This is a genomic window from Acidisoma cellulosilyticum, from assembly GCF_020621385.1.
Classification (GTDB): domain Bacteria; phylum Pseudomonadota; class Alphaproteobacteria; order Acetobacterales; family Acetobacteraceae; genus Acidisoma; species Acidisoma cellulosilyticum.
Window position 1 is genome coordinate 1 of the sequence record NZ_JAESVA010000004.1, and the last position, 15,682, is coordinate 15,682.

General features: G+C 64.2%; 12 protein-coding genes. 2 read left to right on the top strand and 10 right to left on the bottom strand.

The window, feature by feature from the left end:
• A partial coding sequence (locus ACELLULO517_RS12365) for a Hint domain-containing protein (protein ID WP_227307702.1) occupies positions 1-1,619 on the top strand: 1,619 nt, incomplete at its 5' end.
• A gap of 61 nt (positions 1,620-1,680) precedes the next feature.
• Here the strand turns inward: ACELLULO517_RS12365 and ACELLULO517_RS12370 are convergent.
• Together ACELLULO517_RS12370 and ACELLULO517_RS12375 are read right to left on the bottom strand one after the other, a co-directional pair.
• Complete coding sequence (locus ACELLULO517_RS12370; RefSeq protein ID WP_227307703.1) at positions 1,681-2,490, bottom strand: hypothetical protein; 810 nt, start codon at positions 2,488-2,490, stop codon at positions 1,681-1,683.
• On the bottom strand, positions 2,487-3,638 hold the full coding sequence (locus ACELLULO517_RS12375) for a LysM peptidoglycan-binding domain-containing protein (protein WP_227307704.1): 1,152 nt from the start codon (positions 3,636-3,638) through the stop codon (positions 2,487-2,489). The genes ACELLULO517_RS12370 and ACELLULO517_RS12375 overlap by 4 nt, the downstream gene beginning before the upstream one ends.
• 117 nt (positions 3,639-3,755) lie before the next feature.
• On the opposite strand from ACELLULO517_RS12375, the gene ACELLULO517_RS12380 reads away from it, so the two are divergent.
• Positions 3,756-4,121, top strand: coding sequence for a hypothetical protein (locus tag ACELLULO517_RS12380; protein ID WP_227307705.1), 366 nt, complete (start codon positions 3,756-3,758; stop codon positions 4,119-4,121).
• A 15-nt stretch (positions 4,122-4,136) separates the two neighbouring features.
• On the opposite strand, the gene ACELLULO517_RS12385 is transcribed toward ACELLULO517_RS12380, so the two are convergent.
• From ACELLULO517_RS12385 to ACELLULO517_RS12420, 8 genes are read right to left on the bottom strand one after another with little or no spacing between them, the layout of a single operon-like run.
• Positions 4,137-4,853, bottom strand: coding sequence for a PP2C family protein-serine/threonine phosphatase (locus tag ACELLULO517_RS12385; protein ID WP_227307706.1), 717 nt, complete (start codon positions 4,851-4,853; stop codon positions 4,137-4,139).
• A complete protein-coding gene (gene tagF / locus ACELLULO517_RS12390) occupies positions 4,850-5,431 on the bottom strand; it encodes a type VI secretion system-associated protein TagF (RefSeq protein ID WP_227307707.1) in 582 nt (193 codons plus the stop codon). Before tagF ends, ACELLULO517_RS12385 begins: the two co-directional genes overlap by 4 nt.
• A complete protein-coding gene (gene tssM / locus ACELLULO517_RS12395) occupies positions 5,431-8,982 on the bottom strand; it encodes a type VI secretion system membrane subunit TssM (protein WP_227307708.1) in 3,552 nt (1,183 codons plus the stop codon). Before tssM ends, tagF begins: the two co-directional genes overlap by 1 nt.
• A complete protein-coding gene (gene tssL / locus ACELLULO517_RS12400; protein ID WP_227307709.1) occupies positions 8,979-10,361 on the bottom strand; it encodes a type VI secretion system protein TssL, long form in 1,383 nt (460 codons plus the stop codon). Before tssL ends, tssM begins: the two co-directional genes overlap by 4 nt.
• Positions 10,362-10,369: 8 nt before the next feature.
• A complete protein-coding gene (gene tssK, locus ACELLULO517_RS12405; protein ID WP_227307710.1) occupies positions 10,370-11,698 on the bottom strand; it encodes a type VI secretion system baseplate subunit TssK in 1,329 nt (442 codons plus the stop codon).
• 33 nt (positions 11,699-11,731) lie between these two features.
• On the bottom strand, positions 11,732-13,096 hold the full coding sequence (gene tagH, locus ACELLULO517_RS12410; protein ID WP_227307711.1) for a type VI secretion system-associated FHA domain protein TagH: 1,365 nt from the start codon (positions 13,094-13,096) through the stop codon (positions 11,732-11,734).
• On the bottom strand, positions 13,097-13,726 hold the full coding sequence (locus ACELLULO517_RS12415; protein WP_227307712.1) for a DUF6931 family protein: 630 nt from the start codon (positions 13,724-13,726) through the stop codon (positions 13,097-13,099).
• Positions 13,723-15,681: a type VI secretion system Vgr family protein gene (locus ACELLULO517_RS12420; protein WP_227307713.1), complete on the bottom strand. Its 1,959-nt coding sequence runs from the start codon at positions 15,679-15,681 to the stop codon at positions 13,723-13,725. Before ACELLULO517_RS12420 ends, ACELLULO517_RS12415 begins: the two co-directional genes overlap by 4 nt.
• Between the last annotated feature and the right edge of the window lies 1 nt (position 15,682).

Below are 15,682 nucleotides of genomic sequence, written 5' to 3' on the forward strand. Positions count from 1 at the left end.
ACAATTACGGCACGCTGGCGAATGCGACGCTGGTGCTGGACGGCGGCACGCTGGGGCTTGATGTCAGCACCTTCCAGGCCGACACGATCGAGGGCGTGCTGACCATCGGGGACGGCGACACGGTCGTGGTTCAGGGCGGCTTCTCGATCACAGGCATTGACGGAACATCGCCTGGCACTATCGCATTGACGGGTGCCGACAGCACGCTGGAAGTGGCGGATGCCGAGACTCTCAACGCCACCACTATCACCATCGGCAATGCGGATGACGTATCGACCCTGCAGGTCGACAGCACATTAACGCTCGGCAGCGGCTCGGTGATCCAGACGACGTCTGGCTTCGTCAGCGATGCCATAACCGGTGCCGGCAGTGTCATCAACAATGGGGCGATCGTGGCGGATGCCGCGGCCGGCACTCTGATTATCGGCACGACTGATTTCACCAATGATGGGCTGCTCTCCGTCGCCAGCGGCGCCGATCTGCAAATCCAACCCTTTGACGCATTCATCAATGCCGGGACGCTGAGCGTGGCGAGCGGCAGCCTGGCCACCATCGAAAGTGTCAATACCTTCTCCAATACCGGTGCCATCGTGGTGAATGGTGGCAGCTTGCAGGTTTTCGCCGATCTTCAGGGCAGCGGCGGCGTGACGTCGCTCAGCGACGGCGCGCAGGTTGAACTTGGCGCGAGCGCTGCGGCCGGTCAGGACATTCAGTTCCTGGACGGCACGGATAGTCTCGTTCTTGACGATGCCGCCGACTTCGCCAGCACCGTCGCCGGTTTCCAGCAAGGTGACAGCATCGTCCTGACCGGCTTTGGCGGCGCCAGTGAGACCTATGCCGATGGTGTCGTGACCATCACCCAGTCCAGCAGCGTGCTGGGCATTCCGATCACGACGGTCGCGACCATCCAGATGGAAGGGGACTACACGGCAAACGATTTCTCGACGACCACGGATGCCAGCGGCGATCTTATCCTAACCGTCGATGTCCTGCCCTGTTTCGCTGCCGGCACGCGCATTATGACCGCCGAGGGCGAAGTGGCCGTGGAAGCGTTGAAGGCCGGGGACCGCGTGGTGACGGTGACCACGGGCAAGCGGCGTATGAGGCCTATCGTGTGGGTCGGCCATCGTGCGGTCGATATCAGCCGCCATCCGGCACCGGAGAAGGTGCGTCCTGTGCGCGTGCAGCGCGGCGCTTTCGCACCGAACCTGCCGGCAAGGGACCTTCTGCTGTCGCCGGATCATGCGATCTATGCCGAGGGAGTGCTGGTGCCGGTGAAGTATCTCATCAACGGCACCACGATCAGGGTGGATGAGACCGCGCAGCACGTCGTCTATCACCACGTCCAACTGGCCCAGCATGAGATTTTGCTCTCCGAAGGATTGCGGACCGAGAGCTACCTCGAATCCGGCGGCCGCGGCATGTTCGCGAACGGCGGACAGCCGATCGTGCTGCATGCCGATTTCTCGCATATCGCCTGGGATGTTCTGGGTTGCGCCCCGCTGAAAGTGACGGGGTCCGAGGTGGAGCGGATAAAGGCCCATCTGGCGAAGCGGGCTAAGCCGGCGCGTGCGGTTCGCGGAAAAAGCAAGTCGCTGCGGGCGTCGTCAGGCTGTTAGACAGGACAACCTGGCCGCCTCTGCTCTAGCCCATGAGCAATCTCCGGTTTTGCGTTGCCGATCATCTCGCTTGAGCGGCATCCGTAAGACCGGAGGAGGCGAATTGCGCTGCCAGAGCAGGCGCCTGGTGCAGATAGAGTGCCATGACCATGCGAGCCTTGCCCCGCATTGCGGGCTGCTCTCGTAGAAGTTCCGCGAATTCCTGCGGATGGCCAAGGATGCGTTCGGCATAGGTCTGAAAGTCATTCTCCAGCCCGGTCAGCCCGAGCGCGGAGACGAAGCCATCGTGATGCAGCGCATCATCGCCCGCGCGGCCATGCGGATCCCGCAACTCCGCGCGGTAACTCTCTATATCGCCGTAGCGGAAGCCCGGCGGGTTGAATGCCTGCCAGCCGGTGCGATCGACCGGCGTTGTCGCCAAAAGCAAAGCCGCCAATTCGTCATGAAGGGAATCACGGTCGAAGGCCTGATTGTCGGCGGCATCCTGACAATTGAGGGCGATCAGGCCGGGTGCATGGAAGCCGCCGACATCAATCTTCCAAACGCTGATGTGATCGGCCAAAGCAACCTTCTGCACGAGGGTCGAGATGAATGGCGCTGGATAGGCTTGGAAGGCAATGACGATGGCCTGCAGGCAGGCCGCCTGATTCGCGGTCGATAGATCCCGCATCGCGACGGGTCGGTCTGGCGTCGCGACCAGCGGCACGACCTGCGTGGTGAGGTCCTTTTCCACCAGGGTCACATGCCAAAGGCTGGCGATCCTGAGGCGGAGAGACGCCGTATCGTCGGCGGCCTGAGCGCGGGGAACCGCGAGCAGGGAGGCAGCGCCGGTCAGGCCGATGGCGAACAGCGCGGTGCGAAGGGCGGTCAATGGGCAAGGACCGGTGCGGCAAAGCCGCGCGCTGCCACTCTGGCCGCCAATCCTCGCGTGATCATGGCATCGGCCGCGCCGACGGCCGCCGGGTCAACCTCGGCATCGGCTCCCCAGGTTACGACATTGCTGGCAGCGACCGCGAGCAGCAGGATGGCCGCACCGGGCAGCAGAATGCTCGGCCGGTCCCACCACGCGCGGGATGATCCCGTTGCCGTGACGGCAACGGCGCTCGGCCGGCTTTGCGCGGGGGCCGCTGTCGTCAGATTATGGACGGGGGGTGCGATGGTCGCGAAATTGCCGTTTGCGACCGCATCCGGTCCAGGTGGCTTTTTCGGTTTCATGCGAATATCCAGCGTGATCTGGATCGCCTCCGCCAGATAGAGCATGGTCGGCGGCAGCCGCCCGGCGAGCCTGGGCGACGTGAATTTGACGCGGATGGCGGGCATCGGATTGCTGCTATCCATGACCACGCCGACAGCCGTCATATTGGGCGGCGCACCGACCGCATTCGTCGTCATGAGATTTTCGTAGGTGACGCGGTTGGACTTGCCGTCCCAAGTGACCTTGCCGCTATTGACGAGTTGGCCGAGCGCCGTGTCGGCATGGCTTTTGGCCTGAAGCTCGGCGCCGGTCTTGGTCAGCGTCAGAATATCGATCTGCTTGTCCGCCCAGATATAGATCTGGCCGGTAAACTTCGCCTCGAACTCGAATTCCGGCGTTTCCTCACGAATGGTCGGCAGCAGATCGAGATTATATTTGAAGGCAAAACTGTTCACATGCGTGCCGCCGCTTTGCTTCGGCATTGCGGGGAAAGCGGGCGATTTGGTCATCACGGAATTCTGCAATACATTGGCCTGTGTCGCTGGCTGCGTATTGGTGCTGACGGCAGGACGCGTCACCTGCGCCGGATGGCGATAGACGAGATGATTGCGCAGATGCGGCGGGTGTTCGGACACACGCGGCGGCAGAAAGATGCGCTGCCCCACGCGCAGCTTGTTGGGGTCCTTCAATCCGGGCGGACGGCCGCGGCGGCGCACGGCATTATAGGCAAAGATTTGCGGCCAAAGGGAGGCCCGGCCGAGATGGCGATGCGCGATGGCCGAGAGCGTGTCCCCCGGCTTGATGCTGTAAGCTTGGGCACCCATTTCCATCAGGCTCCTTGAGGCGACGTTATTGATGCTTGGTGGAATTGTCCGACTCCAGCGACCCTATAGCCTGATGCGGCCCGATGGACGGATCACATCGCGGCGAGGCCACGTTCCATGATAACGCAAACGGGAATTTATTGTGCGGCGGCGGCGCTTATCGCGGCAATCTATCTGCGTGTCATGGTCCGCCTGGCCCCGGTTTTGAAGCGAAAATTGCATTTTTCATCGGTCAATGCAGCGATGTTGCCGCTGGTTCTGTTGCTGTTCGCGCTGATTTATCTCGAATTGCGAGCGGTTCATGACTGGGCGCCAGGTTTTGAGGATGCGATCGGCACTGCGACATTCTTTGGTCTCGCCATCGGCCGCATCCTGCCTTTTCCGGGGGGCGGCGGGTCAATGCGCTTTGGCTTCGGCGATGATGACATGTCCGACAGCGACGGGGATTTTGACGGTGACAGCGACAGTGGCAGCGGAGATTGACAGCGCGCTTGTTCACTAGTCGGTTGTCACGACGACCGCGGTGACATTGTCGCGCGCTTTCCGGCGCAGCGCCGCATCCACCAAGGTTCCGGCGGCATTGCCGCCTTGTTCCAGACAGCGACGGATCAGCGGCTCATCCAAGGCGCGCGTCAGCCCGTCCGAACACAGCAAAAACCGATCATAGGGCATCACTTGCCCAACCCGCTTGTCGAGCATCAGCTGCGCCGTGCCTGCGCCGACAGCGCGGGTGATGACATGCGCTTCCCGATGGCTTTCGGCCTCGCGTGCGTCGAGCGATCCGGAATCAATCAACTCCTGAACGACGCTGTGATCATGCGTCAGCCTGATCAACGCACCGTCGCGCAGAAGATAAATGCGCGAATCCCCGGCCCAGAGGCAGGCGAAGAAATGGCGGTCGAGCAACAAGGCGACGACGGTCGAGGCGGTGCCCGATCCATCCTCCCGCGCTTCCATCTCATCCAGCAGACTATCGTGCAAATGGCTCAATCTTTGTCGCAGTGCGGTCAGCCGTGCGGCGGCTGTCGCATCCGTTTCCAATGCAGCGGCGCTGGAGACTACGCGGGCGGCGGCAATGGCGCCGTCCCGATGGCCGCCGGCACCGTCGGCCACAAGAAAAAGTCCGATCTCAGGACGGCAGAGAAGCGCGTCCTGATTTTCACGGCGTACGGCCCCGGCATGCGAGGCTGAGGAATGACGGAGTTCGACGCTCAATCCTGCAACATCCGCATGAAGCTTACCCTATCCGGCAAGGTCTCGCATTCAAAGCCGCCGGCCGGCACGTGATCCGCGCCTGCCGTCCACCATTGCCCGATCGGCGGCAGAGCAACATCCGGCGCTGCGATCGTAGAGAGCTGCGCGAACAATACGTCCGGTGCCAGGTCATGCGCCAAGACATGGCGGCAGATATCTTCCAGCGCATCGTGATAATTGGCCTCAGCCTCGCTATCTTCGTGTTGCTGGTCAGATCTGGGAAGTTCGGCGGCGGCGATGAGTGGAAAGCGCCGTCCGACTTTGTCCATGCTCGGGTAAAACAATCCTCTCAACCCGTATGGTCCGCATTGGCCGGGTGGCAGCGTAAAATGCCAGACCGGTGCGGCGGCCCAGACAGGTCCCCAGTCCTCAGCCAATTGCGCAAGGGCCGCGTTCAGGGACTGGCTGGCCCAGGCATCCAAGGCCGAGACGGTCAGGGCCGACAGGCCGCGGCCGACGAAATCCCCGCGTGAGGGCAGCTTGCCGAAGAAGCCGGGGAAGACGGCTGCCGTCGCGTCCGCCTGGCTGTCGCGGTCCATCACTGCACCACCGGGCACTGGAAGCTTTGCAGCACATGCCAGTAGAGCGGATTGAACGCCGAGTCCGTCTCGATCGCGAAATTGGCCTGCCGGTCGCCGGCATGGAAGGTGGCGAAGAAATGCGTCGGCCCATTGCCGTGTTCCATCCGCGCCGTGCTGAACAGACGGAAGATCGCCCAAGGTCCCTGCACGGTCAAAGGCGGCGTCGGCAGCGGTGGCGTGAAGGTCAGGCTGTCATTGTCGAGCGCATCCTGCGGCCAGGTGATACTGGTCTCCTGCGCGTCTTCCGCCTGCCAGGCAATGTCAGACTGGCCCAATGCCAGCACGACCTTCTTCGATTGCGGATCGATCGAAACCGGTTTGATCGTGAAATGCAGCGACGGATATTGGCCGCCGGATGGAAAATAGAGATTGCGGATCACCGACGCCTGCTGAAACGGCAAGATCTGCGCATCCGTCACCGGTGGCGCCACGCCACCGACGCCTTGGACATGCCAGGTGCTGCCGGACGTATCCACGTAAGGCGCCAATTGCGTCTTGAAGTAGCTGTCAAGCACACCGCCGGGCGAAAACAGCTTGGTGAAGCTCGAAATCGGTGTCTCGGACCGGGCGCGCGGGTTGAACGGGTAATGCCCGTCAACCACCGCATGGCAAAGCTTCGACGGGCCGTCCATGCCGACGAAGGCCGTCGCCGCTGCCTGATGCGCATCATTGACGAGTGTCGTCGTGCCGAAGGCTGCGATCTGGTGCAGCCAGTGGGCGACAGGTTGCGGCTGCCGGTCTGCCTCCGCCAGCAATAGCTGTGCCGGGTCCTGGCTGTTCTGCAGAACGCCAGACGGGCTGGAGGCATTCGGCAATTGCGCTAATTCGCTTTGCAACTGGTTGAGCAGGTGAAAGATGCCGGCAATCGGCGCGGCCTGGCCGCTCGGGCCGGTGAAATCGACCAGGGGCCTGTAGTAGTCGTCGATCTCGTGCCCAGGCAAAGTGGTCGGGGTCGCAGCGGCGGCCGGGGTGAAGATTCCGCTCAACTGGTTCGATTGCGCATCGGGCTTGGCCTTCGCCGCGCCGCTTTGCGCGGTCGCCTGGGCCGCCGCGTGCGCCGGCTGCAATTGCTGTGTAATCGAGACGAGCAGATCGCGCATTGGGGATTGCGGCGAGGCCATCACGTAAAGCTTCTGCACCGTATCCATATGATCCCGGAAGGGCGCCAGGCTGATATCGTTCAGCATGGCGTCCCAGCGCTGCTCATAATCCTTGGCGTACAGGGCGATGACCTGCCGTTCGATGGCGGGCACGTTTTGCGCATCGGCAGCCGGCGCCGCGGTATTCGTCTGCGGTCCCAGAACCCAGCTTTCATCCGAAATCTGCTTGGCGGTCGGCGCAAGGGCAGGGAGCAGCATGTCGCGGAATCCGCGCGCCGTGAAGAATCCCGGGATGCTGTCGGTCAATGGCCGGCCGGATGTGCGGACGAACAGGCTTGCCGCATCCGCGCTGCCGAGCGCTGACGCCGGGCTCCAGGCCATGACGTCAGCTGGCGAGGAGGTCGGCCGGATCCGGCTATAGGCACGCTCGGCCGGGGACATGCGGCTGAAGACGCTGCGCGCCATGCGCACCAGGGCGCCGTCCAGCGGAATGCTGGGCAGCGGGTTGGCCAGCATGACCGAGAGATGCCGCGACAGCGCGTCACGCAAGGGCTGCATCTCCGCACCGGGATAGCGGGTCGACCAGTCAAGCTGCATCCAATCCTTCACCAGATTGATGTCGAGCGGGCCGTCATTACCGAGCATGAGATAGACGCGCGTTGCTTCATACAGAAACACGGGCTGATCGAGATGATCGCGCATTTGGCTTTCCAGCCGCCAGATCAGTCGCGGCAACAGCACCTGGTCCAGCGCGTGCTGGTAGGCGAGCCGGCCGGTTTCCGTCACCTTGCTGCCTTGGCCGAGGTCGAAAAGCGCGGCGATGCTCGTCGGCGGCGCATTGCCAGGGCGTGGCAAGGCCGCGGCAGCGTCGAGCACGGGGAGAATGCGCGGCAGATCGTCGTCGTTGACAGGGTCGAGCGGCACGCTCGCCAGGGTCTGGCGATAGGTGTCGAGTGCCAGCTGATCATGCTGGATGGCCGCGCTATTGGCGCTGTCATCGCGCCACAGCAACAGGCAGGCGCCGAGGGTGACGAGGCCGACCGCCGAAAATCCGGCGAGGCGCCGGACATGGCGCCGGCGCTTGGCCGCCGGATCGAAGGAGACCAGTAAAGCCTCACCCAGAATGACCTCACGCAAGGTGCGGCCGATGAAATAGGCGCGGCCCACGACCGGGCGCAGATCGGGCGCGCGCTTCTGGTCCACCTCAAAGGTGCGTGCCAGCATGCCCGTCAGCCGATCGATGGGCGTGCCTTCCTGCGTGCCGGAGGTAAGATAGACGCCGCGCAGCAAAGGTGCAGGGTCAAGCCGGGTGTCGCCGAAGGCGGCTTGCAGGAATTCCGTCAGCGGCGCCTCAAGGCTCGCGATCTGCAACGGAAAGCTTGCGATCGCCACACGCCGATCAGGGCTGCGTTCGGCCTGCAGCCGCTCGAACAGCCGGGAGTCCAGTCGGTCGATCAGCAGGCGGAATTCGGATTTGAAGGCTTCCACCCCTTGCGACAGCGGGAAGGTCATGCCCCAGACCTGCTGACGGGCCTGTTGGTCCAGGTCGTCGAAGAATTCGGTAAAGCCCGCGATACGATCGGCCTTGCTGAAGACGGCATAGACCGGCAGCCGCGTCTTCAACCGGTCCGAGACCTCCTTGATACGGCTGCGGATGGCGAGCGCATGACCCATGCGCTCGGCGGCCGGAATCGTGCCGACATCGGCCAGCGATATGACGACCAGAATGCCGTTCAGCGGCTGGCGTGGGCGGGTGCGGCGCAGCAGGTCAAGGAAGGCCAGCCAGCCGGCACGATCGACCGAATGATCGGAATCCTGAGTCGTGTAGCGGCCTGCGGTATCGATCAATACCGCTTCGTCCGCGAACCACCAATCGCATAGCCGGGTGCCGCCGACGCCGGCGACGGAACCGGCGGACAAGCCCCCGGTGCCATCCGGCTGGGCCAACGGAAACTGCAACCCGCATTGCGTCAGGGCTGTCGTCTTGCCGGCGCCCGGCGGCCCGATCATCAGAAACCAGGGCTGCTCATACAGATAGCCGCGACGCCCGCGCGCCTTGCGCAGCAGCGCCAGGGATTGCCGCAGCCGGTCCCGCAGCCTGGCGGATTCTTCAGTAATCTCCGCCCGGTTGTCGCGCCGTCCATCCGCAAGCGGGCCTTCGGGGCTCGCCTCGATAACGCCAGCAGCCAAAGCCCGGTCACGCCGATGGCGGCGCCAAGTCAAGATCCCGTTTACGGCCGCCCAGAGGAGGACGAAAACGACGATCAGCGCGGCCCGCGCCAGCGGGTCCCGCAGGGCCGGCACCAGCGGTCCCAGATACCAGACGAGGGCGCTGGCAATGGCGAGGCCGGCGAAGCTTGTCACCCAGCGGCCGAGCAGCATTGCCAGTAGTCCGTCCAGACTGCTCATTGGGCTGCCCCCGCCTGATGCAGCACCACTTCGATGCGGCGATTTTCAGCCCGACCCTCGGGCGTGTCATTCGACGCGATCGGGTCGGCGTCCGCGCGCCCCTCAGCGGAAATCGGGTTTTTCGGCCCGCTGGCCGCACCGATGACGCTCGCCGCCGCCTGCGCCCGCGCGGCGGACAGCTGGAAATTCGAGGGGAACTGAATGGTGTGGATCGGCTGATTGTCGGTATAGCCCAGCACCTGCACAGGGCCGGGGCGCAGGGCGAGGGCCGCGCCGATACGTCGCAGCAGGACCTGGAACTGCGGTTCGACGGTGGCACTGCCGGAGGCGAACAGACCGCGGTTGTTGATACGCACGATCGGCAAGGCATCGGTGCCGACGACACTGACCAGCCCCTGCTTCACCTCGGGCGCCAGGAAGCCGCCCAGCACGCTGATGGCGCTTGTCGGTGGCGGCGGCAAGGACGGCACTGCCGCTGGCGGCAATTCCCGCTTGATCGCAGGCAGATGGCCGGGTGGCAGCGTCAGGCCGGCAGCGAACAAGCGATCGGACTGGCCGGAAAGGCCGAAGACGGCCCAGGCATAGACGAGACCGATCAACCCAAGGCCGATGATCCCGCCGACCCAAAGCGGCAGCACGAAGCGCCGACGTTCATAGGGCGCGGCGACCCCCTGCCAATGCGGGGAGAGGGCGGGCTCGGTCGGCGCGTGATTGCGCTTGATGAGGACGTAGGTTTCCTCGCGCACGCGGTCGAGCTCCGCCGGGCCACGCGGGGACAGGCGATAGCGCCCCTGCATGCCGAGCGACATGCAGAGATACATCAATTCCAGCACATGCAGGAACTGGCCGGGGTTTTGCCGGAGCTGGGCCAGCAGATCGAAGAAACGCTCCCCCGACCGCACTTCGTTGTGAAAGGTCGAAACGAGCGAGGCATCCGCCCAGGCGCCGCGACTGCCCCAGGGCGTTGCCTGGACAACGTCATCAAGACAGGCGCAGAGGGCGTAATGGGCCGGACGCAACTGCTCCATAGGCAGGTTCTGGCGACGGAGCGCCTGCTCAAACCGCCGCAATTCCTGCACCGCGTGTTCGCGCAGCAGACGCGGGTCCGGCACCGAAAAGGCATTGCGCAACCGCCCGAGCAGGCTGAGGCACCCCGCCGCGGCAGAGATGATGGGAGAGCCCACGCTTTGCGGCAGGTCCGCGAAGCGCGGGCCGGATTCCCCGGGATGCGCTTCCGTGGGTGTCGTGCCCAGCTCTACCTCGACCGGCGCTAGAAGCGGATCGGCCAGAGGTTGGCCGGGGGCCAGCCGCCCGCCGGGGATGGGCCTGATGATGGTGGCCTCATTGTCATCGGCCTCTGCGAAAGGATTGTCGCTCATGGCGGCTGTCAGCTCCGTATCGCCCAGAGTTCGATGGTAAGGCCGGGATAATCACCCGAGACATGAACCGCGAAGCCGCCCGAGGCCTGCATCTGCTGCCAATGCGGCGAATTGCGATCCAGTTCGAAATAGGACGCGCCGGCATAGAAAGGCATCTGGCGTGGCGCCACCGGCAAAGCGCGCAACGCGATGCCGGGAAGTGCGACATTGACGAGTTCGCGGATATGCTCGACCGCACCGATCTTGGCGGTCGCGGGGAACAGCCGGCGCAGCGACTCCGTCGGCATTTCCGCCTGCACGGCGAGGATGAAATTCGCGGTCGTCAGCAAGGTGCGATCGGTGAGCGCGCCAACGCGCACACCGTGGCGACGTTCCTGCAGCGGGATCATGATCGCTGTCTGTTCCAGAACGGCCGAGAGCGAGCGGCGAATGTCCGACACCACAGGCGCGAAGGATCGTTGGAGATCTTCGTGACGATAGGCGGCATAAGTGCCGGGCCTGCGCCTGGGATCCGTGAAGGTCGCGAGTTCGCCGGCCATCTGCAGCAATGTGCGATAAAGATCCTCGGGGTGCAGATTTCCGGCATCCGCATAATGCGCCATGATGACTTGCCAACCATTGACGGCCTGCAGCAGCAGAAAATCGGCGATCTCCGCGCTGCCTTTGTGGCCGGGGGCCGTCAGCCTTGCCGCGACCGCCTCGCCGCGCTGGTTGAGCATGCCGGCAAGTTCGACGCAGAGTGCCGAGAGCGGCTGCACGGCCGAGCAGACGAGTGCGGGGGGAATCCAGCGCGGGTCCAGCACAACGCGGCGGTCAGGCATCACTTCGGTGATGCGCGCGAGCGGCAGGCACAGATAACCCTCGCGGTCATCGGTCTCCAGCATGTAGCGAAGATGCAGCCGCCCGACTTGCAGTTCCGCCGGTTGCGGTGCGCCGGACTGCGTGTCGTAAGCCTCGAAGGCAAAAGCGCGGTAGCGCCCTTCATGCCGCGTTGCCGTCGCCATTTCCTGCGCACCGGCCTGCGCAATGGGCAGCGCCAGATACAGGAGCACATTGCGAGCCGTTTCCGGCACATCCAAAGGTGCCGGCAGATCGGTCTCCCCGGGCAAGGCGAAGGGCGTGCCGTCCTCGAACAGGCCGGACGCGGATTCCACCGCGAAGCGGCCGGCATTGAGAAGATCGCGCGCAATGGCGAGCGAGCTCACGCCCCAGGGATGCGTGCGCAAAAAAGCGATGCTGCCGCGCAGCTGCGTTTCAACCCAACGGTCCTGCTGCTGGAAATGCTGCGCCCTGAGGAACATCCCCTCCTGCCAGGCAATGCGATTGGTCCAAGTCATGGCCGGTCTCCGGGGCGTCGCTGCGTCATGGGATCAACCAAAGCGGTCGGCCTTATCGCCTGGCTCGCTATCCTGGCGGGCCTGCGCCTCGGCCAAGGATCGCTCATAGGATCGGGCGAAGGCTTTGCCGAAGATGCTGTCGAAATCATCGGTCAGCGCAGTCAGGATGTCCTGGTGATGCGTCTGGAACCGCGTCCAGGCGCGGGCTTTGCGCATCGCCGGAAGGGCCGCAGCCCGCTTGCCGTTAGCAGCCTCCATCAGACTGTCCGGGTCATATTGCGCCAGCAGATCCCGGACCGCATCGCGCATGGCGGTCATCATCGCCACTTCATGCAGACGCGTGTCGAGCAGGGCGTCCGCAACCGCGGCCTCCGGCGTCAGGTCACTGCGCCGACCGATATTGAGCAGTGCCGCCAGCGCATCCTCGTCATCCGCCGAGAATTTAAGCGGGTTATTGCCGCTCGGCCGGATCATCGTCTGCTCGATGCGGAATTCGCCCTTGATGGAGGCGCGGGCGATCATGATGCGCCGCAACCCATGGACCAGGGCGCGGAAAGCGGCCCCAAGCTCCTGCAACGTGTCGATAGCGCCATTGGTCAGGATCGTACCGGGCGGCAGGGTAATGCCGGCGCCGCGAAGGAAGGCCGCCATCGCAATATCGGCGTCCGAGCCGATCTCCGGGGCCGGGGCCGGGGCCGGGGCCTGTGGCGGAGGCGGCTCGGCAATGGCCTCGACCTCCGGCGCTACCGGTGGCGGCAGTTCGACCGGGACCGGTGGCACCGCCGGCAGCGGGGCCCCTTCCTCATCCCAGTCGCCCGGCAGCAGATCGACCGAACGCGCCGGGGCGCGATAGGCGGCGTCCAGAAAGCCGTGATCCTGCATCACAGGTTCCGAGCCGAACTCCGCTTCGGCTATGGCCAAAGGGTCATAATGCGCGGCAAGGCTGGGCGACGTGCCGACGGTCAGGCTGAGCGGATCGGCAAGCACCGGCGTAAACGGGGCCCCCGTCAAACGGTCATCCGCGAAGGACAAGGCATCTGCCGGCCGGCTCTGCGACAAGGCAATCGGCGCATGGGCGATGTCGCCGTCCTGGATCGAGACTTCGATCTCGTAAGAGCCGAGCAGAATCCGGTCACCGTCCCGCAGGCCGCGTGGCTTGCCGCGAATGGGCTCGATTTCATGATTGAGATAGCAGCCATTGGTGCTGGTATCGACGATCTGCCAACTGGTCGCGCCAAGGCTGACGACGCAATGCCGTTTCGACAGGAAACGATCGGGGTCGGGCAGGACCCAGTCGTTCCGCAGGTCGCGGCCGATCGAGAATTCGCCGCCCGAGACCAGGCGCGTTTCCGGCGGAACACCATCGGGGCAGCGCAGAACCGTCAGTGTCAGCACCATCTAAGCCTCGTTCGCCGGGGAAATATGTCCGGCGCCGCCTGCGGCGATATCGCGGGCGCTGGCCAGGAATTGCCGCTGCCGTTGCGGCCTCGCCGCGGGTGCGCCGCGATAGCCTGCAAGGCGCACCGCGTGTTCGACGCTTTGGCAGAGCTGCGCGGCGGCAGCCTCCGGCCGCATCGACAGCTTCGCCTGCGCGCCCGACCAGAAGGCCGCCAGTGCCGCCAGCGCCTCCGCGGATTGAAACTGAGCACGCTGTGCGGCGGCATAGGCTTTCGCCCGACGTGCGCTGCCCGGCTGCCGCACCCAAGCCTCGGCCGCCTCCGCTGCCGCCGCATCAAGTGCTGACCGGCGCTCACTATCGCCGGCATAATAGGCGCAGCGGCAAGCCCACCAGACAGCCTCACGCGCGGGCAGGGCATGGGCCGCCAAGCGCAGCGCTGCGTCCACGCGGCCTGTCTGCTCCAGCCGCCTCAGCAAGGTCGGGGAGTCAGGATGATCCGCCAGCAGGGGGGATGCGCGATCAAGCCCGAGTTTGAGCGTGATCCAAGTCAGCGGCATCGGCCTCAGCTTGTCGCATGGCGATGCATTGCCGGCATGGGGATAAGGCGCCGGCGCGGTGAGGGGCGTCATGTCGCGTCCGTCGCGGCGGTTACGGTCGCATCGACTTCGGCCCCCTCGACGGCCACTTCCTCCGGATCCGGCACCACCGCGACCGTCGAGAAGATATCGGGCGCGTCCAACAGGATCATGCCGGCGGCCGAGGTAGAGACGATACCTTCCGATTGCTGGCTGATGACAGGAGAAGTCATGGATAAGGCAGCGTCGGCCACGACACCGATCGCGACACCGTTGATCTTGATGCCGGCGGGGGTCATGCTGATGACATTGGCGCCGACGCGCAGCGTCAATGCGACCGCCGCTTCTATCGTGACCTCACCGGTCTCGCTCGTCAGACTGTGGTTGCGGGTAACGGTGACGGTCTCGTCGCGTTCGACCCTAACCGTGCGGTCGCGCCCGACTGTCAAACTCTGGTCCTGTTCGACCTCGGTCGTCATCTGCTTCTGCGCATGCATATACAGAAGCTCCTCGCCCTTGCGGTCATCGAAGGAGAGTTCGGAGAAATCCTGCGTCGTGCCATGCAGCGTCGAACGGCTGCGGAAACCTTGCTTCGTCTGCTCCTCAGGGATCGCGAAGACTGGGCGCATATTCTGGTTGTAGAAGGAGCCGACGACGACGGGCTTGTCCGGGTCGCCGTCCATGAAGGCGACCGCGACCTCTCCGCCGACGCGCGGCAGATGCTGCCAGCCCCAAGTATTGCCAGACCAGGGCTGCATCACGCGCACCCAGGTGGCCATGCTGGCGACCGTATCCTTGCGCCGATCGAACAGCAATCGGACCTTGATGCGGCCGAGCGAATCGGCATGGATTTCCTCGCCGTCATTGCCGAGCACGATGGCCGAGAAGATGCCGGCCATAACCGGGCGCGTATTGGCCGCCGGTTCCCGCCAAGGGGTGGTCTGCAGGAAGGCCGTGAAGACATTCTCGTAATGCGGCTTTTGGCCGCCGCCGATCCAGGTCTCGTCCACTGCATCATGCGTGACGGACCGGATGGCGTAATCGATGCCCTCGGCTTCACTGAACGGGTCCCGCGCCAGCGTGAAGCGGCGACCGGGGCAAAACTCCTGATCATAGCCATGGCCTTGACGAAGCGATGATGCAGCCTCGGCCGATTCAATGCCGAAGCGCGCGCGATCGGCCGCGATCTGATTGTCCAAGGTCAAGGCCGGCCAGTTGAACACGCTCCGCATCGCGGAGCCCGCCATGCCGAGCGTCGTGGTCTGCTGGCCATAGACCGGTGCGGAGGGACGGGTGGGGTCGTAATCCTGCAGCAGAACCTGGCCGTAGGCGGTGCCTTGGCTTTCATGCCATTCGTCGAAGACATCGACGTTGTTGCCGGCGTGGATGACCCAATGCGGCGGGTTGGAGACGGTTTTGAAGGACTGATTGCGGTCGGTGACGATCAGCGTATGCGTGGTCGCGGTGTGTTCGAAAATATAGAACCAGCCGCTTTCCCGCATCAGCCGCTGCACAAAAGCCAGATCGGTTTCATTATATTGCGTCGTATATTCGCGAACCGGCTTGGCGCCGTAGATACGGAATTCGACCGGACTGACATTATGCTCGCTGAACAGTGTCTGCAGAATCTCCTGCGCCGTCTTGTTCTGAAAAATCCGGCAGTCTTCCGACTGACTGAGGAACCAAAGCCGGGGCCGGATATCCAGACGGTACATCCAGCGCGATCGCTGAGCGAGGCCGACCGCGCTCATGCTCTGCACGATACCGTTGAAATAGCGGTCGGCATGCGGACGCTTACGGATCGTCAAGCCGACCGATTGATAGACCAGTTCGCTCGGGCTGATGGCGCGCTCGGTCGAGACCACGGTCAGCGTGAGTTCGAAGGGGCGGCTGATATCCTCCTGCGCATGCAAAGCCACGCCGTGCAGCGTGCTTTGCTGAATGGGCAAGGTATCGTCGCCAAGCGGGGAGGTGAGCAGAAGAAGCGGTTGAAGCTGTCCACCGGACATG